The sequence below is a fragment of the Streptomyces sp. NPDC037126 genome, from assembly GCF_055605965.1.
This window is the reverse complement of the sequence record NZ_JBVJTD010000024.1, coordinates 16,319-40,855: the sequence shown is the minus strand read 5'-3', so window position 1 is coordinate 40,855 and position 24,537 is coordinate 16,319. Positions and strand designations below refer to the sequence as shown.

22 protein-coding genes are annotated in these 24,537 nt (G+C 72.3%); 6 read left to right on the top strand and 16 right to left on the bottom strand.

The genetic code is table 11. The features are described 5' to 3' along the window. Positions 1-57 precede the first annotated feature (57 nt). Entirely contained in the window at positions 58-456 is a 399-nt protein-coding gene (locus ACZ7FF_RS36535) for a hypothetical protein (protein WP_470817964.1), read from the top strand. 61 nt (positions 457-517) lie between these two features. On the opposite strand, the gene der is transcribed toward ACZ7FF_RS36535, so the two are convergent. The 5 genes from der to aroH form a co-directional block, all read right to left on the bottom strand. Continuing rightward, a complete protein-coding gene (gene der / locus ACZ7FF_RS36530; RefSeq protein WP_470817963.1) occupies positions 518-1,999 on the bottom strand; it encodes a ribosome biogenesis GTPase Der in 1,482 nt (493 codons plus the stop codon). A 91-nt stretch (positions 2,000-2,090) separates the two neighbouring features. Continuing rightward, the gene (locus ACZ7FF_RS36525; RefSeq protein WP_470818062.1) at positions 2,091-2,678 is read right to left on the bottom strand and encodes a lysophospholipid acyltransferase family protein; all 588 of its coding nucleotides are present in this window, start codon (positions 2,676-2,678) and stop codon (positions 2,091-2,093) included. A gap of 62 nt (positions 2,679-2,740) precedes the next feature. Next, entirely contained in the window at positions 2,741-3,436 is a 696-nt protein-coding gene (gene cmk / locus ACZ7FF_RS36520; RefSeq protein WP_470817962.1) for a (d)CMP kinase, read from the bottom strand. Positions 3,437-3,553: 117 nt separating this feature from the next. Next, entirely contained in the window at positions 3,554-4,639 is a 1,086-nt protein-coding gene (locus ACZ7FF_RS36515; protein WP_470817960.1) for a prephenate dehydrogenase, read from the bottom strand. Further along, a complete protein-coding gene (aroH, locus tag ACZ7FF_RS36510; RefSeq protein ID WP_470817959.1) occupies positions 4,636-4,998 on the bottom strand; it encodes a chorismate mutase in 363 nt (120 codons plus the stop codon). Before aroH ends, ACZ7FF_RS36515 begins: the two co-directional genes overlap by 4 nt. A 157-nt stretch (positions 4,999-5,155) precedes the next feature. On the opposite strand from aroH, the gene ACZ7FF_RS36505 reads away from it, so the two are divergent. Beyond that, positions 5,156-5,602, top strand: coding sequence for a Rieske (2Fe-2S) protein (locus tag ACZ7FF_RS36505; RefSeq protein ID WP_470817958.1), 447 nt, complete (start codon positions 5,156-5,158; stop codon positions 5,600-5,602). Between the two features lie 22 nt (positions 5,603-5,624). Then, positions 5,625-6,368, top strand: coding sequence for a nucleotidyltransferase domain-containing protein (locus ACZ7FF_RS36500; RefSeq protein ID WP_470817957.1), 744 nt, complete (start codon positions 5,625-5,627; stop codon positions 6,366-6,368). Here ACZ7FF_RS36500 and ACZ7FF_RS36495 read toward each other — a convergent pair. From ACZ7FF_RS36495 to ACZ7FF_RS36445, 11 genes are all read right to left on the bottom strand, one after another. Beyond that, positions 6,294-7,043 (bottom strand): nucleotidyltransferase domain-containing protein, encoded by a 750-nt coding sequence (locus ACZ7FF_RS36495; protein ID WP_470817955.1) that lies wholly within the window; start codon positions 7,041-7,043, stop codon positions 6,294-6,296. The genes ACZ7FF_RS36500 and ACZ7FF_RS36495 overlap by 75 nt on opposite strands. Before the next feature lie 4 nt (positions 7,044-7,047). Further along, positions 7,048-8,055, bottom strand: a complete 1,008-nt coding sequence (locus tag ACZ7FF_RS36490) for an ADP-ribosylglycohydrolase family protein (RefSeq protein ID WP_470817953.1) — start codon at positions 8,053-8,055, stop codon at positions 7,048-7,050. A 64-nt stretch (positions 8,056-8,119) separates the two neighbouring features. After that, a complete protein-coding gene (locus ACZ7FF_RS36485; protein ID WP_470817951.1) occupies positions 8,120-9,244 on the bottom strand; it encodes a pseudouridine synthase in 1,125 nt (374 codons plus the stop codon). Beyond that, on the bottom strand, positions 9,244-9,894 hold the full coding sequence (scpB, locus tag ACZ7FF_RS36480; protein WP_470817949.1) for an SMC-Scp complex subunit ScpB: 651 nt from the start codon (positions 9,892-9,894) through the stop codon (positions 9,244-9,246). The genes ACZ7FF_RS36485 and scpB overlap by 1 nt, the downstream gene beginning before the upstream one ends. After that, positions 9,891-10,958, bottom strand: a complete 1,068-nt coding sequence (locus ACZ7FF_RS36475) for a segregation and condensation protein A (protein ID WP_470817947.1) — start codon at positions 10,956-10,958, stop codon at positions 9,891-9,893. Before ACZ7FF_RS36475 ends, scpB begins: the two co-directional genes overlap by 4 nt. 18 nt (positions 10,959-10,976) lie before the next feature. Next, positions 10,977-11,522 carry a hypothetical protein gene (locus ACZ7FF_RS36470; RefSeq protein WP_470817945.1) on the bottom strand — a complete coding sequence of 182 codons (546 nt, stop codon included), beginning with the start codon at positions 11,520-11,522 and terminating at the stop codon, positions 10,977-10,979. Next, on the bottom strand, positions 11,507-12,640 hold the full coding sequence (locus ACZ7FF_RS36465; protein WP_470817944.1) for a ParA family protein: 1,134 nt from the start codon (positions 12,638-12,640) through the stop codon (positions 11,507-11,509). Before ACZ7FF_RS36465 ends, ACZ7FF_RS36470 begins: the two co-directional genes overlap by 16 nt. A gap of 424 nt (positions 12,641-13,064) precedes the next feature. Next, entirely contained in the window at positions 13,065-14,189 is a 1,125-nt protein-coding gene (gene ald, locus ACZ7FF_RS36460; RefSeq protein WP_470817942.1) for an alanine dehydrogenase, read from the bottom strand. Positions 14,190-14,325: 136 nt separating this feature from the next. Beyond that, positions 14,326-16,392 (bottom strand): tetratricopeptide repeat protein, encoded by a 2,067-nt coding sequence (locus ACZ7FF_RS36455; protein WP_470817940.1) that lies wholly within the window; start codon positions 16,390-16,392, stop codon positions 14,326-14,328. Between the two features lie 287 nt (positions 16,393-16,679). After that, complete coding sequence (locus ACZ7FF_RS36450) at positions 16,680-17,309, bottom strand: NUDIX domain-containing protein (RefSeq protein WP_470817939.1); 630 nt, start codon at positions 17,307-17,309, stop codon at positions 16,680-16,682. 84 nt (positions 17,310-17,393) lie between these two features. Further along, the gene (locus tag ACZ7FF_RS36445; protein WP_470817938.1) at positions 17,394-19,043 is read right to left on the bottom strand and encodes a CTP synthase; all 1,650 of its coding nucleotides are present in this window, start codon (positions 19,041-19,043) and stop codon (positions 17,394-17,396) included. A gap of 538 nt (positions 19,044-19,581) precedes the next feature. Here ACZ7FF_RS36445 and ACZ7FF_RS36440 point away from each other — a divergent pair. From ACZ7FF_RS36440 to ACZ7FF_RS36430, 3 genes are all read left to right on the top strand, one after another. Continuing rightward, positions 19,582-21,384, top strand: a complete 1,803-nt coding sequence (locus tag ACZ7FF_RS36440) for a glycoside hydrolase family 15 protein (RefSeq protein ID WP_470818060.1) — start codon at positions 19,582-19,584, stop codon at positions 21,382-21,384. Positions 21,385-21,453: 69 nt separating this feature from the next. Beyond that, positions 21,454-22,836, top strand: a complete 1,383-nt coding sequence (locus tag ACZ7FF_RS36435; RefSeq protein ID WP_470817936.1) for an FAD-binding oxidoreductase — start codon at positions 21,454-21,456, stop codon at positions 22,834-22,836. A gap of 44 nt (positions 22,837-22,880) precedes the next feature. After that, on the top strand, positions 22,881-24,527 hold the full coding sequence (locus tag ACZ7FF_RS36430) for a PucR family transcriptional regulator (protein ID WP_470817935.1): 1,647 nt from the start codon (positions 22,881-22,883) through the stop codon (positions 24,525-24,527). Positions 24,528-24,537: the final 10 nt, after the last annotated feature.

The window sequence follows — 24,537 nt, the reverse complement described above, 5'->3', positions numbered from 1 at the left end:
CCCCGAAGCCCCGCCGCCGGACCGCATCTCTTTGGAGACGCGGTCGTTTGGACATACGTGCACGCATACGACACTCCGTCCCACCGGTCCTCCTTCTCCTCCATCCCGTCCGCCCGGGCGGGACAGGAAGGGTCCGGTGGGGCCTCGGCCACGCCGATCTACGACTCGCTCTACGCGGAGTGGGTCAAGACCTTCCGCACGCTGCCGGGTGACCGCAGCGGCGAGGACGAGCTGAGGTTCAGCCCCTTCGGCCCGCTGCCGGACCGTCCGGGGTCGTACGGCGGCCACCGGGCGGGGTCGTTCAGCAGCTCCTACAGCGCCTACAGCGCGGGGGCGTACAGCGCACGGCAGCAGTCCCAGTGGCAGCGGGTGGGCACGCTGGGGCGGCCGCAGCAGGACTCGGAGATGCACCATGTGCCGGCGGCCCTGCCGCCGGGGCCGCGCCGGGGCGTGTGACACACGTGCGTGAGGGGCGGCCCCTGGAGAACCAGGGGCCGCCCCTCACGTCGTACCGCCGCTACTTCTTCTTCGCGCCGCGCTTCTCGCGCACCCGCACCGAGATGTGGATCGGGGTGCCCTCGAAGCCGAACTCCTCGCGCAGCCGGCGCTCGATGAAGCGCCGGTAGCCCGCCTCGATGAAGCCGGAGGCGAAGAGCACGAACCGCGGGGGCTTGGTGCCGGCCTGGGTGCCGAACAGGATGCGCGGCTGCTTGCCGCCCCGGATCGGGTGCGGGTGGGCCGAGACCAGCTCACCGAGGAAGGCGTTCAGCCGACCGGTGGGGACGCGGGTCTCCCAGCCGTCGAGGGCGGTCTCGATGGCCGGGACCAGCTTCTCCATGTGGCGGCCGGTGCGCGCCGAGACGTTCACCCGGGGCGCCCAGGCGACCTGGCCCAGCTCGGTCTCGATCTCCCGCTCCAGGTAGTAGCGGCGCTCCTCGTCGAGGGTGTCCCACTTGTTGAAGGCGAGGACGACCGCGCGGCCCGCCTCGACGGCCATGGTGACGATCCGCTGGTCCTGCACCGAGATGTTCTCGGAGGCGTCGATCAGGATGACCGCGACCTCGGCCTTCTCCACGGCGGCCGCCGTGCGCAGCGAGGCGTAGTAGTCGGCGCCCTGCTGGAGGTGGACCCGCTTGCGGATGCCCGCGGTGTCCACGAACTTCCAGGTGACACCGCCGAGTTCGATCAGCTCGTCGACCGGGTCGCGGGTGGTGCCCGCCAGCTCGTTGACGACGACGCGCTCCTCGCCCGCCACCTTGTTCAGCAGGGAGGACTTGCCGACGTTCGGGCGGCCGATGAGCGCGATCCGGCGGGGACCGCCGATCACGGTGCCGAAGCTCTGCTCGGGCGCCTCGGGCAGCGCCTCCAGGACGGCGTCGAGCATGTCGCCGGTGCCGCGGCCGTGCAGGGCGGAGACCGGGTGGGGCTCGCCGAGGCCCAGGCTCCACAGGTAGGAGGCGTCGGCCTCGCCGCTCGGGCCGTCGACCTTGTTGGCGCACAGCACGACCGGCTTGCCGGCCTTGCGCAGCAGCCGGACGACCGCCTCGTCGGTGTCGGTCGCGCCGACCTTGGCGTCCACGACGAAGACGACCGCGTCGGCGGCCTCGATCGCGTACTCGGCCTGCGCGGCCACGGAGGCGTCGATGCCGAGGACGTCCTGCTCCCAGCCGCCCGTGTCGACCACCTTGAAGCGGCGGCCGGCCCACTCGGCCTCGTAGGTGACACGGTCGCGGGTGACGCCGGGCTTGTCCTCGACGACCGCCTCGCGGCGGCCGATGATCCGGTTGACCAGGGTCGACTTGCCGACATTCGGGCGGCCGACGACGGCGAGCACGGGCAGCGGACCGTGGCCCGCCGCCTCGATGGCGCCCTCGACGTCCTCGACGTCGAAGCCCTCTTCCGCGGCGAGCTCCATGAACTCCGCGTACTCGGCGTCGCCGAGAGCCCCGTGCTCGTACTCGTGCGCGGCCGAGCCGTCGGGCTGGATGTCGTCGTTCATGAAGTCCGTACCTCGTCGTTCATCGTGGTGATCGGTGGAACAGTCCCTGCCGGGCGGATCCCCGCGGGCTGATCCACTACTCAAGTGTCGCCTAGCGCCCGGTCAGGCGCCTGGCGTTTTCCAGGTGGCTGGTGAGCTGCTTCTGGATGCGCTCGGTCGCGGCGTCCAGCGCCGCGCGCGTCCGCCGCCCGCTGCCGTCGCCCGCCTCGAAGGGGTCGCCGAAGACGACGTCGACACGGGAGCGCAGCGGGGGCAGCGCCTTTATCAACCGGCCGGGCCGCTCGGCACTTCCCAGTACGGCGACGGGCACGATCGGTGCCCCGCCGCGGACCGCGAAGTAGGCGAGCCCGGCGCGCAGCGAGGCGAAGTCGCCCTCGCCCCGGGTGCCCTCCGGGAAGATGCCCAGCACTCCCCCGGCCCCGAGCACGCCGAGGGCCTGGGTGATCGCGGTGCGGTCGGCGGAGGTGCGGTCCACCTTCAGCTGGCCGATGCCGGTCAGGAAGGGGTCCAGCGGGCCGGTGAACGCCTCCTTCTTGATCAGGAAGTGCGTCGGCCGGGGCGCCACACCCATGACCATCGGGCCGTCGAGGTTGTGGGAGTGGTTCACCGCGAAGATCACCGGGCCGGTGGCCGGCACCTTCCACGCGCCGAGCACGCGCGGCTTCCACAGCCCGTACATCAGGCCGACGCCGATGCGCCGCCCGACCTCGGCGCCCCGCTCCGAAGCGACCGGCGGAACGCTCACTTCCCGGCCCGCTTCTCCTCGACCAGGGTGACGACGCACTCGATGACCTGGGCGAGGGTGAGCTCGGTGGTGTCGACCTCGACCGCGTCGTCGGCCTTGGCGAGCGGCGAGGTCTTGCGGCTGGAGTCGGCGGCGTCCCGCTTGATCAGCGCCTCGCGGGTGGCGTGGACGTCCGCGCCCTTCAGCTCGCCGCTGCGGCGGGCCGCACGGGCCTCCGGGGAGGCGGTGAGGAAGATCTTCAGGTCGGCGTCCGGGAGGACGGTGGTGCCGATGTCCCGGCCCTCGACCACGATGCCGTGCTCCGCCGTGGCGGCCAGCGACCGCTGCAGCTCGGTGATCAGGGTGCGCACCTCGGGCACCGCGCTGACCGCGCTGACCTTGGAGGTGACCTCCTGGGTGCGGATCGGGCCGGCCACGTCCACGCCGTCGACCGTGATGGCCGGGGCGGCGGGGTCGGTGCCGGAGACGATCTCCGGCTTGCCCGCGACGGCGGCGACGGCGGTCGGGTCCTCCAGGTCGATGCCGTTGGTCACCATCCACCAGGTGATCGCCCGGTACTGGGCTCCGGTGTCCAGGTAGCTCAGGCCGAGCTTGGCGGCCACGGCCTTCGACGTGCTCGACTTGCCCGTGCCGGAGGGACCGTCGATCGCGACGATCACGGGCTTGTCGGTCGGGGCGGCGCCGTTTTCCACGGGGGACACCTTCCTGGTGCGGTGCGGGCGGGGTGCGGGGAGCGAGAGCGCCCCGCACAAGGTTACTGGGTGCGGGTCACTCGTCCGGACGCACGCGTGCCACCCGCACCCGGCGCGCTACTGGCGCAGCGCCCACCCGCGCTCCCGCAGCGCCTCCTTCAGGGCCTCGGCGGACCTCGGCTCGACGAAGAGCTGGATCAGACCGGCCTGCCGGCCCGTGGCGTGCTCGATGCGCACGTCCTCCACGTTGACCCCGGCCCGGCCCGCGTCCGCGAAGATACGGGCCAGCTGGCCCGGCTGGTCGTCGATCAGCACGACCACGGCCTCGTACACCCGCGGCGCGGTGCCGTGCTTGCCGGGTACCCGCACCTGGCCCGCGTTCCCGCGGCGCAGCACGTCCTCGATGCCCACGCCGCCCACGCGCCGCTTGTCCTCGTCGGAGGACTGCAGGGCCCGCAGGGCCTGCACGGTCTCGTCCAGGTCGGCGGCGACGTCGGAGAGCAGGTCGGCGACCGGGCCCGGGTTGGCGGACAGGATGTCGATCCACATGCCCGGGTCGGAGGCGGCGATGCGGGTCACGTCCCGGATACCCTGCCCGCACAGCCGTACGGCGGCCTCCTCGGCGTGCTCCAGGCGCGCGGCGACCATGCTGGACACCAGGTGGGGCATGTGGGAGACGAGGGCGACGGCGCGGTCGTGGGCGTCGGCGTCCATGACGACGGGGACCGCCCGGCAGTGCGAGACCAGCTCCAGGGCCAGGTTGAGCACCTCGGTGTCGGTGTCCCGGGTGGGGGTGAGCACCCAGGGCCGGCCCTCGAAGAGGTCGCCGGTCGCGGCCAGCGGGCCGGACTTCTCGCGGCCGGACATCGGGTGCGTCCCGAGGTAGGCGGAGAGGTCCAGGCCGAGCTCCTCCAGCTCGCGGCGCGGGCCGCCCTTGACGCTGGCCACGTCCAGGTAGCCCCGCGCCAGCCCGCGGCGCATGGCGCCGGCGAGGACGGCGGCCACGTGCGCGGGCGGTGCGGCGACGATCGCCAGGTCGACCGGGCCCTCGGGGGTCTCGTCGGTGCCGGCGCCCAGTGCGGCGGCCGTGCGGGCCTGCGCGGGGTCGTGGTCGGCGAGGTACACGGTGACGCCGCGCTGGGCCAGGGCCAGGGCCGCGGAGGTGCCGATCAGTCCGGTGCCGATGACGAGTGCGGTTCTCACTGGGCGATGTCCTTGCGCAGGGCGCCCGCGGCCCCCAGGTAGACGTGGGCGATGTCGGCGCGGGGCCGGTCCGACTCGACGTGCGCGAGGATCCTGACGACTCGGGGCATGGCGCCCTCGATGTCCAGTTCCTGGGCGCAGATGAGGGGGACGTCGACGATGCCGAGCTTGCGGGCCGCGGCCGCCGGGAAGTCGCTGTGCAGGTCGGGGGTGGCCGTGAACCAGATGCTGATCAGGTCCTCGCCGGTCAGCCCGTTCCGCTCCAGGACGGCGGTGAGCAGGGCTCCGACCTGCTCGTCCATGTGCCCGGCCTCGTCCCGCTCCAGTTGGACGGCCCCCCGGACCGCTCGTACCGCCACGGCGCTGCTCCTCGCTGACATGTGTGTTCGTGCTCGCCCGTCCAGCGTAGTCAGCCAGCGTGCCCGGGTCGCGCGGCGCCCGATCACTGAGACGATGCCGGGGTTCCGGTACCTCCGGTTTCAGGCCTTCATCCCGATGTGTGTACGGAGTGGTGACATGACCCAGGGCGCGACGAGGCGCACGGTTATCGCGACGGGCGCGGCGGCGCTCGCCACCGGTTGCGGCGGCAAGAGCACCAGCAGTTCCAACCAGCCCGCGACCAGCCCCGCGACCACCGGCACCATGGGCACCCAGGGCGCACTGACGCAGTCCGCGAGCGCGAAGCTGGCGAACGTCAGCGACATCCCGGAGGGCGGCGGCAAGATCTTCAAGGAGCGCAAGGTCGTGGTCACCCAGCCGTCCAAGGGCGACTTCAAGGCCTTCTCCGCGATCTGCACCCACGAGGGCTGCACGGTGAGCAAGGTCGCGGACGGCACCATCGACTGCCCCTGCCACGGCAGCAGGTTCCACATCGCCGACGGCTCGGTGGCCCACGGCCCCGCGACCAAGCCGCTGCCGCAGAAGACGATCACGGTGGAGGGAAATTCGATCCAGCTGTCGTGACCGGCCCGCGTACGCTCCGGGCATGGGGCCAGAGGATCTCGTACGCGACCACACCGTCTACGCCTGTGTCATGGGGTCACGTGCCTTCGGCCTGGCGACGGACGGGAGCGACACCGACCGGCGGGGGGTGTTCCTGGCCCCCACGGCCCTGTTCTGGCGGTTCGCGAAGCCGCCGGCGCATGTGGAGGGGCCGGGCGAGGAGCGGTTCTCCTGGGAGCTGGAGCGCTTCTGCGAACTGGCGCTGCGCGGCAACCCGAACATCCTGGAGTGCCTGCACTCCCCGCTGGTGGAGCACGTGGACGACACGGGCCGCGAGCTGCTGTCCCTGCGCGGCGCCTTCCTCTCCCGCCGCGCGTACGACACCTTCACCCGCTACGCCCTCGGCCAGCGCAGGAAGCTCGACGCGGACGTGCGCACCACGGGCGCCCCGCGCTGGAAGCACGCCATGCACCTGCTGCGCCTGCTGATGAGCGCCCGCGACCTGCTGCGCACCGGCGAGTTGCGCGTCGACGTGGGCGACCAGCGGGAGCCGCTGCTCGCCGTGAAGCGGGGCGAGGTCCCGTGGGCCGAGGCCGAGGCGTGGATGGCCCGGCTGGCGGCACAGACCGAGGAGGCCCTGCGGGGCACCCCGCTGCCGCCGGAGCCGGACCACGCGCGCGTGGCGGACTTCCTGTTCCGGGTGCGCCGGGACTCAGCGCTGGAGGCGCAGGCGCACCACGAAGTCGTGCAGGGCGTCGTGGGCGCCGGCCGTGTCGGGCAGGGCTGAGGCGGCCTGCGCCTCGTCGAGCACGGCGTGCAGCCGCTCCACGTCGGCCTCCGCGCGCGCGTGGTCGACCGCGGCCGTCCCGTGCTCGCGCTCCGCCTTGGCGGCCATCAGGTCGGGCACGTACGCGGGGGCGTCCACCAGCTCCCGGAGCGTGGGCAGATGGGCCTGCACCTCGCCGGTCCGCATGAGGTGGATGCCGGTGAGCAGTACCCGGAACGTGTAGAGCAGCGGCTTGAGTTCGCCGGTCTTCTCGAACAGCCGCCACTGGGTCACCGCGAACCCCCGGTAGTGGTGGGCGTGGTGGCTGGTGAGGACGCCGGGGGCGAGCGCGGCCAGCTCGCGGTGCGCGTCGCCGGTGTGCACGACGAGCGGCGAGAGCAGCTGCTCCAGCACATAGCCGTTGCGGCGCAGCATCAGCCGTACGAACTTGCGCAGGTCGTGGGTGACGAGGTCGAGTTCGACGCCGTAGCGCACCCAGGCCCGCGAGCGGGTCTCCTCCGGCTCGCGCAGCCCGAGGAGGTCGGCGGCGGGCAGCAGGTGGACGCCCCGCAGGTCCACGTCCGAGTCCTGCGAGGGGAAGCCGTAGAGGTGTGCTCCGGAGACGGTCGCGAACAGCAGGGGGTGGGGCTGCTCCGCGACCACGGGGGTCAGGTCGATGTCGAGGTCTTCGATCACGGGCCTAAGCGTCCCAGAGCGTGCCCAGCGCCAACAGGTCGCCCCGGTACTCGATCCGCTCGGCCCAGTCGGCGGGCCAGGCGTCCACGCCCCGCCACGCGCCCGCGAAGGCGCCGGTCAGGCAGGCGATGGAGTCGGAGTCCCCGGAGGAGCAGGCGGCCCGGCGCAGGGCGGTGACGGGCTCGTCGGGGAAGAACAGGAAGCACAGCAGCCCGGTGGCGAAGGCCTCCTCGGCGATCCAGCCCTCGCCGGTGGCCAGGCAGGGGTCGGCCTCCGGGGAGGCGGTCCGCACGGCGTCGTCGAGCCGGTCGAGGATCTCCAGGCACTCGTCCCAGCCGCGTGCGATGAAGTGCTCGGGGCCGGGGTCCTGGGACCGGGTCCACAGGTCGCCGAGCCACGTGTGGTCGTAGCGGGTGCGGTTGTCGAGCGCGTAGGAGCGCAGCCGTCCGAGCAGCGCGGCCGGTTCGGTGCCCTCGGCGAGGAGCCGGACGGCACGCGCGGTGAGGTCGGAGGCGGCCAGCGCGGTGGGGTGGCCGTGGGTGAGCGCGGACTGCAACTGGGCGGCGCCGGATCGCTGTTCGTCGCTCAGGCCGGGGACGAGCCCGATCGGGGCGACCCGCATGTTGGCCCCGCAGCCCTTGGAGCCGACCTGGCTCGCGTCCTGCCAGGCACGCCCCTCCTCCTTGAGCAGACCGCAGGCGGTCAGGCAGGTGCGGCCCGGGGCCCGGTTGTTCTCCGGCGACTGGTACCACTCGACGAACTCCTCGCGCAGCGGCCGCTCCAGCCGCTTCGGGGCGAGGTAGCCGCGCTCCATGGCCGTCCGCAGCGCCCGGCCGACGGCGAGGGTCATCTGCGTGTCGTCGGAGACGAAGGCGCGCCCGGGCAACTCCATGTCCCGCCAGGGCCCGCACTTGGCGAGGATCTGGGGCACGTCGTGGAACTCGGTCGGGAAGCCCAGGGCGTCCCCGAGGGCGAGGCCCAGGAGTGCTCCGGTCGCCGGCTGCTTCGGCATGTGAATCGTCCCCCTTTATCGTCATCATGACAATAAAGGGGGACGGTGATCGCGGCAAGGCGATTTAGAGGTCGACTTCCTTCATCAGCATCCCGACCTCGGTGTTCGACAGGCGGCGCAGCCAGCCCGACTTCTGGTCGCCCAGGGTGATCGGGCCGAAGGAGGTGCGCACCAGCTTCTCGACCGGGAAGCCAGCCTCGGCGAGCATGCGGCGCACGATGTGCTTGCGGCCCTCGTGCAGCGTCACCTCGACCAGGTAGTTCTTGCCGGTCTGCTCCACCACCCGGAAGTGGTCCGCGCGCGCGTAACCGTCCTCCAGCTGGATGCCGTCCTTCAGGCGCTTGCCGAGGTCGCGCGGGATCGGGCCGACGATCGCGGCGAGGTAGGTCTTCTTCACGCCGTACTTGGGGTGGGTGAGACGGTGGGCCAGCTCGCCGTGGTTGGTGAGCAGGATGACGCCCTCGGTCTCGGTGTCCAGCCGCCCGACGTGGAAGAGCCGCGTCTCACGGTTGGTGACGTAGTCACCGAGGCACTGCCGCCCCTCGGGGTCCTCCATGGTGGAGACGACACCGGCGGGCTTGTTCAGCGAGAAGAACTGGTACGACTGCGTCGCGACCGTCAGGCCGTCGACCTTGACCTCGTCCTTCTCCGTGTCGACGCGCTTGCCCTGCTCCAGGACGATCTCGCCGTTGACCTCGACCCGCGCCTGCTCGATGAGCTCCTCGCAGGCACGCCGGGAGCCGTAGCCCGCGCGCGCGAGGACCTTCTGCAGCCGCTCGCCCTCCTGCTCGGCGCCCGGGAAGGTCTTGGGCAGCTTGACGTCCTTCTTGCCCGCGTACCGCTCGCGGTTGCGCTCCTCGGCGCGGGCGTCGTACTCACGGGAACTCGCCGGCGCCGTACGGCCGCGCCCGGTGCCCTGGCTCTGCCGGGGGCCGCCCTTGGCGCCGCCGCGCGCCGAGGCGCCACGGCCGGACTTCGGGCCGTCCTGGGTGGCGGCCGGGCCTACGTCGTAACGACGCTCCTCCGGGCGCGGCTTCTTCGGCCGGCCGGAGCCCTGCTTGTCATCGCGGGCATTGCCGGCGCCGCGGTAGTTACCGCGGCCAGCGCTGCTCCCGCCGCGGCCGCCGCTGTTGCCACCACGGCTCCCGCCGTTGTTTCCGCTGCTGTTCCTGCCGCTGCTGCTTCGCATCAAAGTTCCGTCTTGTCGTCTGCGTCCTCGGAATCCGGAGCGTCCGGATCGAACGACGGCACGCCCTCCTGGGTCTCGGCCTCGATCGCCTCCGCCTCCGGGAGGAAGGGCGCGAGCTCCGGGAGCTCGTCCAGGCCGCGCAGGCCCATCCGCTCCAGGAAGTAGTTCGTCGTCCTGTACAGGATCGCACCTGTTTCGGGTTCCGTGCCCGCCTCCTCGACCAGACCCCGCTGCAGGAGGGTGCGCATCACACCGTCGCAGTTGACTCCGCGCACGGCCGAGACGCGGCTGCGGCTGACCGGCTGGCGGTAGGCGACGACCGCGAGGGTCTCCAGTGCCGCCTGGGTGAGCCGGGCGGTCTGGCCGTCCAGGACCAGCCGCTCGACGGCGGGCGCGTAGGCGGCCCGGGTGTAGAAGCGCCAGCCGTTCGCGACGAACCGCAGCTCGAAGCCGCGGCCCTGCACGGTGTACTCGTCGGCCAGTTCGCGCAGGGCGTCCGCGATCTGCCGCTTCGGGCGCGCCAGGATCTTGGCCAGGTGGTCCTCGGTCGCGGGTTCGTCCACGACCATGAGAACCGCCTCCAGGGCGGGTTTCAGGTCCAGCCCGGCCACGGCGTCCGGCCCCGCGGGGGCCTCGGTGGTCTCGCTCACGGCTTCTTGTCCTCCTTGGGCACCTCGGGCGGCCGGTCGAACTCGTCGGTGACCATCGGGGCCGTCTCCGTGTCCCCGCCGGTCCAGCGCACCAGCAGCTCCCCCAGCGCGGCCTCCTGCTCCAGGGCGACGGCCTTCTCCCGGTACAGCTCCAGCAGCGCGAGGAAGCGGGCCACGACGGTGAGGGTGTCCTCGGTGTCCTCGACCAGCGCCCGGAAGCTGGCCTCGCCCAGCTCCCGGAGCCGCGCGACCACGATCCCGGCCTGTTCCTGCACGCTGACGAGCGGGGCGTGGATGTGGTCGACGTACACCTGCGGCTTGGGTCGGGGCTGCATCGCCTTGACCGCCAGCCTGGCGAAGCCCTCGGGCCCGATGCTGATGACGACCTCGGGCAGCAGTTCCGCGTGCTCGGGTTCCAGGCCGACGGTACGGGGCCAGCGGCGGGCCTCCTCGTCGACGCGCGCGTTGAAGATGTCCGCGATCTGCTTGTACGCGCGGTACTGCAGCAGCCGCGCGAAGAGCAGGTCGCGTGCCTCCAGCAGCGCCAGGTCCGCCTCGTCCTCCACCTCGGCGGCGGGCAGCAGCCGGGCCGCCTTCAGGTCCAGCAGCGTCGCCGCCACGACCAGGAACTCGGTGGTCTGGTCCAGGTCCCAGTCGGGTCCCATGGCCCGGATGTGCGCCATGAACTCGTCGGTGACCTTGGACAGGGCGACCTCGGTGACGTCCAGCTTGTGCTTGGAGATCAGCTGGAGCAGCAGGTCGAAGGGCCCCTCGAAGTTGGCCAGCCGGACCTTGAAGACACCGTCGGCAACGGGCTCGGCCGCCTCGCGCTCCGCCACAGGGTCCGGCTCGGGCGCGGAGACCTCCCGTTCGGGTGCCTCGGGCCGGGCGGCATCCCGTGACTCGGACGCCTCGGGCCGGGCAGTCTCGGGCCCGGCGGGCTCAGGCTCCGGTGTCCCCGTGGGCGCCGCGCCCGGCTCGGACGGTGCCGTCCCCGGGCCCCGGCCCAGGGCACGCCTGCGGCCGGCGTTCGCGCCGGGAGCAGGGCCGTCGGAGGAGGTCATAGCCCCCGCAGGCTACCGCTACCGTCCGCGCAGCCGTCGCACGAGGATGCTCGCGTCCCCTCGGGACTCCAGGTCGGCCAGGACCACGGCCACCGCCTCGCGGACGATGCGGCCGCGGTCCACCGCGAGCCCGTGCTCGCCGCGGAGCACCAGGCGGGCGTGCTCCAGGTCCATCAGCTCCTCGGCGGAGACGTACACCGTGATCTTCTCGTCGTGGCGCTCGCGCCCGCTGGGCCGCCGGGCCGCCGCGCGCCCCTTCTTGCGCGGCTGGGCGGCGGCAGAACCTTCCTGCGGCGACTGGCGCCGGGACGGCCGGGTGCGGGACTCGCCGGCGTCGGCGGGCTCCGCCTCCGCCGCGACGTGCTCCGCGCCCTCTCCGTCGCCGCCCTGGACGGGCACGGACGTCGGTGCGTCCTCGGCGGCCACGGCGTCGCTCTCCCCCGCGGGAGCCGGCACCCGGGCCTCACCGTTGGCCGTGCGCCGTGGAGTCGACGGCTGGAGCGCCATCCCCCCTGTCGTACGGAAGAGTTCGTCGGCCCCCGGCAGACTCACTCGGCGGGACACCGGGCGAGCACCTCCCTGGCGAGCTGGCGGTAGGCGGCGGCACCGACGGAGTTGGAGGCGTACGTGGTGATCGGCTCACCGGCGACCGTGGTCTCCGGGAAGCGGACCGTGCGCCCGATGACCGTGTGGTAGACGTGGTCGTCGAACGCCTCGACGACACGCGCGAGCACCTCACGGCTGTGCACGGTGCGCGAGTCGTACATCGTGGCGAGGATGCCGTCCAGTTCGAGCTCGGGGTTGAGCCGCTCCTGGACCTTCTCGATGGTCTCGGTCAGCAGGGCCACACCGCGCAGCGCGAAGAACTCGCACTCCAGCGGCACGATCACCTTGTGCGCGGCCGTCAGCGCGTTGACGGTGAGCAGGCCGAGCGAGGGCTGACAGTCGATCACGATGTAGTCGTAGTCGGACATCAGCGGCTTCAGCGCCCGCTGGAGCGTCGACTCGCGCGCGACCTCGGAGACCAGCTGGACCTCGGCGGCCGACAGGTCGATGTTGGAGGGCAGCAGGTCCATGTTGGGGACCGCGGTCTTCAGCAGGACCTCGTCGGCGGACATGCCCCGCTCCATGAGCAGGTTGTAGACCGTCAGGTCGAGTTCCATCGGGTTGACACCGAGACCCACCGACAGCGCGCCCTGCGGGTCGAAGTCCACGAGCAGCACGCGCCGGCCGTACTCCGCGAGCGCGGCACCCAGGTTGATGGTCGACGTCGTCTTGCCGACGCCGCCCTTCTGGTTGCACATCGCGATGATCTTCGCGGGGCCGTGGTCGGTCAGCGGGCCCGGGATCGGGAAGTACGGCAGCGGGCGTCCGGTCGGACCGATGCGCTCACGGCGCTGGCGGGCCGCGTCGGGCGCGAGCGTGGCCGCGTACTCCGGATCGGGCTCGTACTCGGCGTCGGGGTCGTAGAAGTGCCCCTCGGGCAGTTCGTCGTAGTCGGCGAAGTGGTTGTGGGGCGCGCCACTTCCGTCGCCGGCCATGGCGTTCACGTGATGGCCATCCATGCTCTGGTGTGCTGTCCGGGCGGTCTGCGGACCCGGACTCTGGTGGGCTGCGAAGGTGCGCACAGCTACGGAGCCGACAGCCTCGAATCCCCCGGAGCCCTGGCCCCGTGCAGGCATTCCTGGTTGACCACCCCCGGGAGAAAATGTCGACTCATTCACAAGTCGTCTTACCTCCTTGGTGACCAGGAAACTTCTAGACAAGGTCAGCGTGGCACCATGCCGACGGTTGGCGACTCTATGGCGTGTCGGCGGTCCGCAGCAACACAATCCGCCGGACCCGGCAGGATGTGTCGGCAATGAAACATCTCGCTGTCAAGGGCGTACGGCCGTCGCACAGCAGGTTTCACCGGTGTACGAATCGGTCGAAGGGTTGCGTTCGAGGCGAGTTGACCGAGCGGCGCAAAGTGACCATACACACATCCGGCCGGACCTTGTCGGGCAAGGTCCGGCCGGGTGCGTGGTGTTGACGAAGCGTGTTGACGTATCGCCTTTTGCCTGGTGGCGACTTGGCGACTCACCCGGTCGCCACCGTTGGCCGTGGTCAGCCGAGCAGGGTCTCCAGCTCGACGTGCTCCAGGCCGTGGGCCTCGGCGACCTCCTTGTAAACGACCTTGCCGTCATGGGTGTTGAGACCCTTGGCGAGCGCGGCGTCCCGGCGCAGCGCCTCCACCCAGCCGTTGTTGGCGAGGGAGACGATGTACGGCAGGGTCGCGTTGGTGAGGGCGTTGGTGGAGGTGTTGGGGACACCGCCCGGCATGTTGGCGACGCAGTAGAAGACCGAGTTGTGGACCTCGAAGGTCGGCTCGGCGTGCGTGGTGGGACGGGAGTCCTCGAAGCAGCCGCCCTGGTCGATCGCGATGTCGACAAGGACACTTCCGGGCTTCATGCGGGCCACCAGCTCGTTGGTGACCAGCTTCGGGGCCTTGGCGCCCGGGATGAGCACCGCGCCGATGACGAGGTCGGCGTCGAGGACGGCCTTCTCCAGCTCGAAGGCGTTGGACATGATCGCCTTGACCTTCGTACCGAAGATCTTGTCGGCCTCGCGCAGCTTGTTGATGTCGCGGTCGAGCAGGGTCACGTCGAAGCCCATGCCGACGGCGACCTGGGTGGCGTTCCAGCCGGAGACACCGCCGCCGATGACCACGGCCTTGGCGGGGGTCACACCGGGGACACCGCCGGGCAGCACGCCGCGGCCACCGTGCGCGCGCATCAGGTGGTAGGCGCCGACCTGCGGGGCCAGGCGGCCCGCGACCTCGGACATCGGGGCGAGCAGCGGCAGGGCGCGGCTCGGCAGCTCGACGGTCTCGTAGGCGATGGCCGTGGTGCCGGACTCGATGAGCGCGTCCGTGCACTCCTTGGAGGCGGCGAGGTGCAGGTAGGTGAAGAGGATCTGGTCCTTGCGGAGGCGGTGGTACTCCTCCGCGATGGGCTCCTTGACCTTCAGCAGCAGATCGGCGGCGGTCCAGACCTCGTCCGCCGTGCCCAGGATCTCGGCACCGGCGGCCACGTACTCGTCGTCCGTGATCGAGGAGCCGAGGCCGGCGCCGCGCTCGATGACGACCTGGTGGCCGTTGCGCACCAGCTCGTGCACGCCGGCGGGGGTGATGGCCACCCGGAACTCGTTGTTCTTGACCTCGCGGGGGATGCCGACCTTCACGTGGATCACGGTCCTTGGCTCAGAGGGTATGGGGGTGCATTACAAGACGTACCCAGACATGCGGGGGCATACCGGGAGACCCGTCAGGAACATGCGGCAGAGCCAGTTTAATGAAGGTGTTCCGGCTGTCTAGCCTTTCATTGCATCAATCTTCAGCGGACCCACTGCGGATTTCGCAGGCATTACCGTCCTGATCAGGGGCGGAATCGCCCTCCGACGGCTCCTCGCTCAGCAGATGTCCGGCCGCCGAGCGGTGCAGCCGGGCCGCCGTCGGATCGCCGAGGTGCTCCAGGGTGTCGGCCAGCCGCAGCTGCAGCGCGGCCTGCAGCCGGACGTCCTCCGCGCGCCGGGCCCACTCCACCGCCTCCTGGCAGGTGCGCAGCGACTCCTGGGGCCGGCCCGCGTACTCCTGCACCCGGGCGACCTCGCTCAACGCCCGGGCGTGGGCGGCGACATCGCCGCTCTTGCGGTAGGCCGACGCCGCCGCCCGCCAGTTCCGCAGCGCCTCGCCGTAGCGGCCCGCGTAGGTGTGGGCGGTGGCGATCCGGCCGTACAGCCGGGCGGCCTCCGCCCGCTCGCCCCTGGCCAGCCGCTCGGCCAGCGCCCGCCCGAACCAGTCGGCGGCCCGGTCGTAGTCCGTCAGCTCCTGGTAGGTGCCGCCTACGGATTCCATCGCGCGGCCGGTCGCGTACGGGTCGTTCGCCTCCCGTCCGGCGTCCAGCGCGGCCCGGTAGCGGGCCAGCGCATCCCGGGTGCGGCCGGTCTGCGCGTCCAGATCGCCCAGGTTCAGCAGGGCCGCGGCCTTCTCCCGGGGCAGCCCGCGCCGCTCGGCGACATCCAGCACGAGGCGGTGCACGCCGTACAGGTCGGGGGCGGCCGCCTGGGTGCCGACATGCGCCGCCATGGCCCTGACCAGCTGGGACAGCAGCCGCCTGGCCAGGGTGTCCAGTTCCCCGTCGGCGACCGCGAGCCGCGCGGAGGCCAGCAGCGCGGGCCTGCGGATGCGCAGCCAGTCGGCGGCCGCCCGGGGCGTCGCGAAGCGCACCGCGGGGGGCATGCCCTGCAGCTTCTCCCGGGACTGCGGGCTGTCCGTCTCGGTGATCGCCCGGCAGGACTGCAGCAGCCGTACCGTCCGCTCCAGCATCCGGGCCCGGGCCAGCTGCAGCTCCCCGGGCCGCTCCTGGCTCTCCGCGAGGGCGCGCAGCAGCGGGTGCAGCCGGCCCGGGACGTCGTACTCGGGCAGCGGCGAGTCCGCCGCGTGCAGCAGGCCGAGGGCGACGAAGTCGTCCAGGGTGGCGCGGGCGGCCTCGACCGAGCAGCCGGCCAGTGCGGAGGCGGTGTGGGTGTCGATCAGCCCGGCCGGGGCCAGGCAGAGCAGTCGCAGTATGCGGGCGGCCGGAGCGGGCAGCTCGTCGTACACCAGCCGGAAGACCCGGGCCAGCGGGGTGCCCGCCGTGCTGTCGTCCGGCATCGCGTGCATGCGCTTGGCGAGGTCGGAGACGGCGGCCTTGGGGCGGGCGGCGAGCCAGCCGCCCGCCAGGACGAGCGCGGCCGGGTGCCCCTGGCAGGCCTCCACCAGGCTCTCCGCGGAGCGCGGGTCGACGGTCACGCGGACCGAGCCGGCGTAGCGGGTGAGGAGCTCCACCGCGGACTTGGTGTCGAGGCCGCCGAGCGTGCAGGGGCGGACGTCCGCGATGCCGGTCAGCGGGCCCCCGGAGACGGCCACCACCAGGCAGTCCGGGGCGTCCGGGAGCAGCGCGTCGACCTGTTCGGCGCCTGCCGCGTCGTCCAGCAGCAGCAGCGCGCGCCGGCCGGCGAGGGCCGCGCGCAGCGCCGCGGCCAGGTCGTCCTCGGCGGCACCGGCCGGGGCGGGCTCGTCCAGCGCGCCGAGCAGTTCGCGCGCGACCCGCTCGACCGGCACCGGCGTGCCGTCGGGCTCGCTGAGCCGGGCCCGCAGCACCCCGTCGGGGTAGCGGTCGGCGATCCGGCGGGCCAGTTCCCCGGCGAGCGAGGTCCGGCCGGAGCCCGGGCCGCCCGCGATCAGCAGCACCCGCGCGCGGGGCGCCTTGCGGCCGGAGAGGGTGTCGAGCCCGGCGCGCTCGATGTCGGCGCGCAGTTCCTTCAACTCGCGTGCCCGGCCCAGGAAACGGTCCTCCAGGGCCGGGTGCGCGGTCAGCCGCGCACCGCCTGTGTCCACCGCCTGGTCCGTCACGGGCCACACTCCCGTCCACACAGCACGCGCAAGCCCGCCGGATCCCCGGTACGGGCCTCTCACCTGCTTATCGGCTCCCTCGCCTGCGGGGCCGGGCCGGCGCCGGGAGCGCGTTCCACGCTCACCCGTGAGGGCTCTCGCGCGTGCGCGCTCCCGACGCCGGCGCGCCCCTTCGGCTCGCTCGCGACGAGCCTAGTTCACGCTCTGCGACGTTCCCGAAGGAGCACGGCGGGCAGGTCCCTCGATCGGATCAGGCGATGGTCACACCAATGCGTGACGGTGCGGGTTCAGGACTCGAAGGGACGCGCGGGCCAGGGCGCGTCGGCCGGGCGCAGGGCGTCGAGGCCGTCCCCGCCGCGGGCGGCCACCAGGGACAGCACCCCGACGACGAGGCAGTTGTTGTGCACGTCGCCGGCCAGGATCCGGCGCGTGAGCTCCTCGACGGGCACGCGCGCGTGCTGGAGGTCGGTCTCCTCGTCCTCCGCCTCGAAGCGCTCGCCCTCGGCCTCGGACAGATCGCGCGCGAGGAAGATCCGTACCGCCTCGTCGCAGCCGCCGGGCGTGGTGTAGACGTCGGTCAGCACCCGCCAGTCCTCGGCCTTGACGTGCGCCTCCTCGTACAGCTCCCGCTGGGCCGCGTGCAGCGGGTTCTCACCGGGCACGTCGAGCAGGCCGGCCGGGATCTCCCACAGCTTGTGCCGCACCGGGTGGCGGTACTGGTTGATCAGCAGCACCCGGTCCTCCTCGTCGAGGGCGAGGACGGCGACCGAGCCCGGGTGGACCTGGTAGTCGCGGCGGACCACCGAGCCGCCGGGCATGACCACGTCGTCCGTGCGCACGGAGGTCTTGTTCCCGGTGAAGGGGGTCGCGGTGGCCCGGACCTCCCACTCCTCGGGGGTGTCCTTGATCGTCGTCATGCCCTGTCCTTCCACACGTGCGCAAGTGGCCGGGGCGGCGATCCATGTGAATGCGCGCGCCCCGGCCACCGTACAACTCCTGTGTTACTTCGAGATCTTCCGCTCGACCGAGGCCTTCACGAGGCCGGCGAAGAGCGGGTGCGGACGGGTCGGCCGCGAGCGCAGCTCCGGGTGCGCCTGCGTGGCGACCAGGTAGGGGTGGACGTCACGCGGGTACTCCACGTACTCCACGAGCTTGCCGTCCGGCGAGGTGCCCGAGAAGAGGATGCCGGCCTTCTTCTCCAGCTCCGCGCGGTAGGCGTTGTTGACCTCGTAGCGGTGCCGGTGCCGCTCCTCCACGTACTCCTTGCCGTCGTACACCTCGCGCACGATGGAGCCCTCGGCCAGCTTGGCCGGGTACATGCCGAGGCGCATGGTGCCGCCCATGTCGCCCTCGCCGGCGACGATGTCCAGCTGCTCGGCCATCGTGGAGATGACCGGGTGGGCGGTGGCCGGGTCGAACTCGGTGGAGTTGGCGTCCTGGATGCCCGCCAGGTTCCGGGAGGCCTCGATCACGATGCACTGCAGGCCGAGGCAGAGGCCGAGCAGCGGGATCTTGTTCTCGCGGGCGTAGCGGATGGCGCCGACCTTGCCGAGCACACCGCGGTCGCCGAAGCCGCCCGGGATGCAGATGCCGTCGACGTCACCGAGCTGGGCCGCGGCGCCGGCCGGGGTCTTGCAGTCGTCGGAGGTGACCCACTTGATCTTCACACGGGCCTTGTTGGCGAAGCCGCCCGCGCGCAGCGCCTCGGTGACCGACAGATATGCGTCGGGCAGGTCGATGTACTTGCCGACCAGGGCGAGGGTGATCTCGTGGTCCGGGTTGTGGACGCGGTCCAGCAGGTCGTCCCAGGTCGTCCAGTCCACGTCCCGGAAGGGCAGGTCCAGCTTGCGCACCACGTAGGCGTCCAGGCCCTCGGTGTGCACGACCTTCGGGATGTCGTAGATCGAGCGGGCGTCGGGACAGGCGACGACGGCGGCCTCGTCCACGTCGCACATCAGCGAGATCTTGCGCTTGATGGCGGTCGGGACCTCGCGGTCGCAGCGCAGCACGATCGCGTCGGGCTGGATACCGATGTTCCGCAGCGCGGCGACCGAGTGCTGGGTCGGCTTGGTCTTCAGCTCGCCGGAGGGGCCGATGTAGGGCAGCAGCGAGATGTGCACGACGAAGACGTTGTCCCGGCCGACCTCGTGGCGGACCTGGCGGACGGTCTCCAGGAAGGGCAGCGACTCGATGTCGCCGACGGTGCCGCCGACCTCGGTGATGACGACGTCCACCTCGTCGGTGGCCATGCGCCGGATCCGGTGCTTGATCTCGTTGGTGATGTGCGGGATGACCTGCACCGTGTCACCCAGGTACTCGCCGCGCCGCTCCTTGGCGATCACGGTCGAGTACACCTGCCCTGTAGTGACGTTGGCGGTGCCGTCCAGGTCACGGTCGAGGAAACGCTCGTAGTGTCCGATGTCGAGGTCCGTCTCGGCACCGTCGTTGGTGACGAAGACCTCACCGTGCTGGAAGGGGTTCATGGTGCCCGGATCGACGTTCAGGTACGGATCCAGCTTCTGCATCACGACGCGCAGGCCACGGGCCTTGAGCAGCATGCCCAGGCTGGAGGCGGTGAGGCCCTTGCCGAGCGAGGAGGCGACACCCCCGGTGACGAAGATGTGCTTGGTCGTCGTAGATTTCGGCGGCATGGCCAAGAGGGGGCTCCCGTGGTCGCTGGCTGTCGTGCGGTGCGGCTGCCGTCCCGGGTGTGCTTCCGGGCGGAGGCGCCGTCGCTGCGGTTCGGGGGTTTCAGGCCCACCGGTCCACGGGCTACCAGGGTATCAGCGCCCGGAGGCGATGGCTTCCGGCCACGCTCCGCGCCCGGGCGGGCACGGAACGGGTCGTCACAGGTGGCAGCACAGGTGCACACCGGTCACACGGTCATCACCGGCGGCTCACTCGTTCGGCTCACACCGGTTGCCCGGAGCGGCACGCAGATCATCTACGTGCGTCGTATCCTGCTCGGACATTCACTGCCGGGCCCGGCCGGAACGACGGCACACCCCCGCCCGCACCAACCGGAACAACGAGAGCGCGGCAGTTCGTTGAGCAGAGACTGTCGTGTTGCCTCAGGGCTCGCGGACTGCTTTGCTTCACCGCTCATAGACGCACAACAACGACCCCTTGACCGCACTAGCGACAGCCCCCCTGCGCGGGGGTGACGTGGCCGTTCGACTGGAGTTGCACGTGGCCGGGCGCATCGAAGACTACGCACTCATCGGAGACATGCAGACCGCGGCACTGGTCTGCCGGGATGGCACGGTGGACTGGCTGTGCCTGCCCCGCTTCGACTCGCATGCCATCTTCGCCGGCCTGCTGGGCACCGAGGAGCACGGCTTCTGGCGGCTCGGCCCGGCGTACGCGGCCGACGCGCAGCCCCCCTCGGCCGCCCGGCGGACCTACCGCGGGGACTCGCTGATCCTGGAGTCGGAGTGGGACACCCCGCGCGGCACCGTGCGGGTGACCGATTTCATGCCCCCGCGTGACGGCGCCCCGCAGCTGATCCGGATCGTGGAGGGCGTCACCGGCCGGGTGCCGATGCGCTCGGCCCTGCGGATGCGGTTCTCCTACGGCCGTGTGGTGCCCTGGGTGCACAAGCACGACGCGCGCACGGTCGCCGTGGCCGGTCCGGACTCGGTGTGGTTCGACACGGAGGCCGAGACCTACGGCAAGGCGCTGACGACGTACGCCGACTTCACGGTCGCCCCGGGTGACCGGATCGCGTTCACGATCTCGTGGCAGCCCTCGCACAAGGAGCCGCCGCCGATGCCGGAGCCCGAGCAGTCGCTGGAGGCGACGGAGGACTTCTGGCGCGAGTGGGTGGACCACTGCACGTACCACGGGCCCTACCGCGAGGCGGTGGTCCGCTCGCTGATCACCCTGAAGGCGCTGACGTACGCCCCGACCGGCGGGATCGTCGCGGCCCCCACCACCTCGCTGCCCGAGGACATCGGGGGCGTGCGCAACTGGGACTACCGCTACACCTGGCTGCGGGACGCGGCGATCACGCTGTCCTCGCTGCTGCGCACCGGCTACCGCGAGGAGGCCCGCGCCTGGCGCGAGTGGCTGCTGCGCGCGGTCGCCGGCGACCCGGAGAACCTGCAGATCATGTACGGCCTCGCGGGCGAGCGCGAGCTGGGCGAGGCCGAGCTGGACTGGCTGCCCGGCTACGAGAACTCGGCCCCGGTCCGGGTGGGCAACGGCGCCGCGCACCAGCTCCAGCTGGACGTGTACGGCGAGGTCACCGAGGCGCTGCACCTGGCCCACATGACCGGTCTGGCCCGCCACGACTACGCCTCCCTGCTCCAGCTGAAACTGATCCGCTACCTGGAGGACCACTGGCAGGAGCCGGACGAGGGCATCTGGGAGGTGCGCGGCCCGCGCCGGCACTTCGTGCACTCCAAGGTGATGGCCTGGGTCGCGGTGGACCGCACGATCAAGCTGATCGAGTCCGGTGACGCGGACGGCCCGCTGGAGCGCTGGCGCGAGCTGCGCGACGACATCCACCGGGACGTGTGCGAGAAGGGCTACGACAAGGAACGCAACACCTTCACCCAGTCGTACGGCTCCCGGGAGCTGGACGCCTCGCTGCTGCTGATCCCGCAGATGGGCTTCCTGCCCCCGGACGACAAGCGGGTGATCGGCACCATCGAGGCGATCCAGCGCGAGCTGTCCACCTCGGACGGGTTCATCCTGCGCTACCCGACGGAGGGCGAGGACGAGGGCGTCGACGGCCTGCCCGGCGACGAGGGCGCCTTCCTCGCCTGCTCCTTCTGGATGGCGGACGACCTGGCGATGATCGGCCGGGTGGACGAGGCCCGCAAGCTGTTCGAGAAGCTCCTCGCGCTGCGCAACGACCTCGGCCTGCTCGCCGAGGAGTGGGACCCGCGCCTGAAGCGCCAGGTCGGCAACTTCCCGCAGGCCTTCAGCCACGTGCCGCTGATCGACACCGCGCTGCGGCTGACGGCGTCGGGGGCGTACGGCGGCTGAGCGCGCCCGCCCGGCCGCGCCCGCCTAGTGTGGAAGCGCATGACTTCCCCTTCCGGAAGGGGGGCCGCCATGGCTTCCCCCTCGAAGGCTCGCGCGGCCCTCGCCGCGCTGCGCGAGGATCTGGTCGGCGACGTGTTCGCGCCGGGGGACGCCGGCTACGACGAGGCCCGCACGGTGTTCAACGCGATGGTCGACCGGCGCCCGGCCGTGATCGCCCGGTGCGCGGACGCCGCTGACGTGGTACGGGCCGTGCGCTTCGGAAGGGAGCTGGACCTGCCGATCGCGGTGCGCGGCGGCGGGCACGGCGTGTCCGGCGCGGCCCTCGGCGACGGAGCGCTCGTGGTGGATCTGCGCCGGATGCACGGGGTGAGTGTCGACCCGGCGGGCGAGGCGGCCCGCGTCGAGGGCGGTGCCACGATGCGCCACCTGGACCGGGCGACCCAGCCGTACGGCCTCGCGACGACGGGCGGGCGGGCCTCCACCACCGGTGTCGGGGGCTTCGTGCTCGGCGGCGGCACCGGCTGGCTGGACCGCGCCTTCGGCCTCGCCGTCGACAACCTGCTCGGTGTCGAACTGGTGACCGCCGACGCGGAGCGGGTGCATGCGAACGCCGACGAGAACCCCGAGCTGTTCTGGGCGCTGCACGGCGGGGGCGGCAACTTCGGTGTCGCCACCGCGCTCACCCTGGGGCTGTACGAGCTGCCCGAGTTCTCGGTCGTCCTGCTGATGTGCCTGCCCCGGTTCGGTCCCGCGGCCGTCCGCACCTTCCGCGAGATCATCCGCACCGGCCCCGACGAGCTGAGCGGAGCGATCCTGTACGAGACGGGCCCGGCCGAGGAGTTCGTGCCCCCGGAGCTGGTGGGCCGGCTGCTGTGCGGTGTCCTGCTGACGTACGCGGGCGGCGAGGACGATCTGCGCAAGCTCGCCGAGCCGCTGCTGGCGCTGCCGCACGAGGTGGAACTGGCCGGGGACATGGCGTACGCCGATGTGCAGTGCATGCTCGACGACCCGCCGGGGCTGCGCAACCACTGGTCGGCGGAGCACCTGGCCGAGCTGCCCGACGAGCTGGTGGACGTCTTCTGCGCCCGCGCGGAGGACATGCCGGTGCCGAGCGGCAGCCGGCAGCTGCTGTTCCCGCAGGGCGGGGCGGTCACCGCCGGTCCGCACGGGTACCCGGTGCCGTTCCGGGACGCCGCGTGGGCGGCGCACCCGCTCGGCGCCTGGGCGGACCCGGCCGGTGACGAGCGGGCCGCGGCCTGGGTGCGGGACGTGCGCGCGGGGGTACGGGCGTGGAGCACCGGCGCGGTCCACCTCAACTTCATCGGCGACGAGGGCCCGGACCGGGTGCGGGCGGGCCTCGGCGAGGGCAACACGCTGCGCCTGGAGAAGGTGAAACGGCGGTACGACCCCGACAACGTGTTCCGCTTCAACCACAACATCAGGCCCGTGTAGTCCGGAGATGTTCTTCGGGCGTCCGCGCAGGTAGCGTCCGCTGCATGGACAGCGGCACGGAGAGCAGACTCGCCACGCAGGGCGCCGGGATCACCGTTCAGCGGGCGCTGGAACTGCCCGGGCTGCGCAGCGGGCTGCCGGAGATCCTGGCCGGCACGGACCGGCTGGGCCGTACCGTGCGCTGGGTGCACGCGGGCGAGGTGCCGAACATCGCCTCGCTGCTCAAGGGCGGCGAGCTGCTGCTCACCACCGGATACGGGCTGGGCACCCGCCCGGCCGAGCAGCGGGCGTTCGTGCGCACGCTCGCCGAGCGCGGGATCGCCGCCCTGGTGGTGGAGCTGGGCCCGCGCTTCGCCAGGCTCCCGGCCGCCCTCGTGGACACCGCCCGCAGCGCCGGGCTGCCGCTGGTCCAGCTGCACCGCGAGGTGCCGTTCGTGACGGTCACCGAGGAGATCCACACCGAGATCGTCAACGGCCACTACGCGCTGCTGCAGCGGGCGGAGGAGGTGCACCGGCGCTGTACCGAGGCCCTGCTCGGCGGCGGCGGGGTGCCCCAGGTGCTGGGCATCCTGGCCGGCTTCAGCGGCAACCCGGTGTTCCTGGAGACCGCGGACGGCCGGCTGCTGTACGCCGCCGGGGAGGGGCCGGAGGGCACGGATCCGCTGCAGGTGTGGGAGGGGCTGCGGGGACCGCAGAAGGACGCGACCCCGCCCGCCGGTTCGGTGCTGGTGGACGTGCCCGGCGGCGGCCCCGGCACCGCGGGTTCGGTCCGCGCGAGGCTGGTGCTGCTGCCGGTGCTCTCCCCGCTGGCCCCGGTCCACCGGATCGCCGCCGAGCGGGCCGCGGGCATCCTGGCCGTGGTGCTGATGCAGGCCCGGCAGGAGGAGGAGCTGGCCGCGCGCGGGCGCGGCGACTTCCTCACCGACCTCGCCGAGGGGCGGATCTCGGCCGAGGACGCGCCCGCCCAGGCCCGTGTGCTCGGCTTCAAGCCGGGGAGCAGTCCGCTGCTGCCGGTGGTGATGCGGGTCGGCGACCCCCTCGCGCCCGGTGGTGGCTGGGCGGTGCTGGCCCGCGCGGTCTCCGAGGAGCTGGCCTCGGTGGGGGTCCCGGTGCTGCTGGGCGTGCGGCCGGTGGAGGGCCGGGTGCTGGTGCTGCTCGGGCTGCGTTCGGAGACGGAGCGCTCGGCGGTCGCGGACCGGGTGGCGGCGGCGCTGCGGGCGGGCGTGGAGCGCGCCGGGATGCGGCGGCCGGGCTCCCCGCCGCCGGTCGTGGTCGTCGGCGTGGCGGGCGGCTGGGCGGCGGCCTCGGCCGGGCTGCGGCACGCGGCGGAGACCGCGACGGCGGCACAGGGCCTGACCGACCGGCCGTGGTACGACGCCCGCCGCCTCGACATCGACCTGCTGCTGTGGCGGCTGCGCGACCATCCGGACCTCGCCGCCTTCGTGGACCGCGCGATCGGCCCGCTGCGCGACCACGACCACCGTTCCAAGCCGCCGCTGCTGCCGACCCTGGAGACCTACCTCGCGCACGCGGGCCGCAAGGCGGAGACGGCCCGCGAGCTGCATCTGAACCGGCAGACCCTCTACAACCGGCTAGCCCGCATCGGGGAGTTGCTGGGCACCGACCTCGACGACCCGCAGACGGTCCTGGCGTTGAGCCTGGCCCTGCGGGCCCGCCGGCACGTCCCCTAGGCCCTGTCTG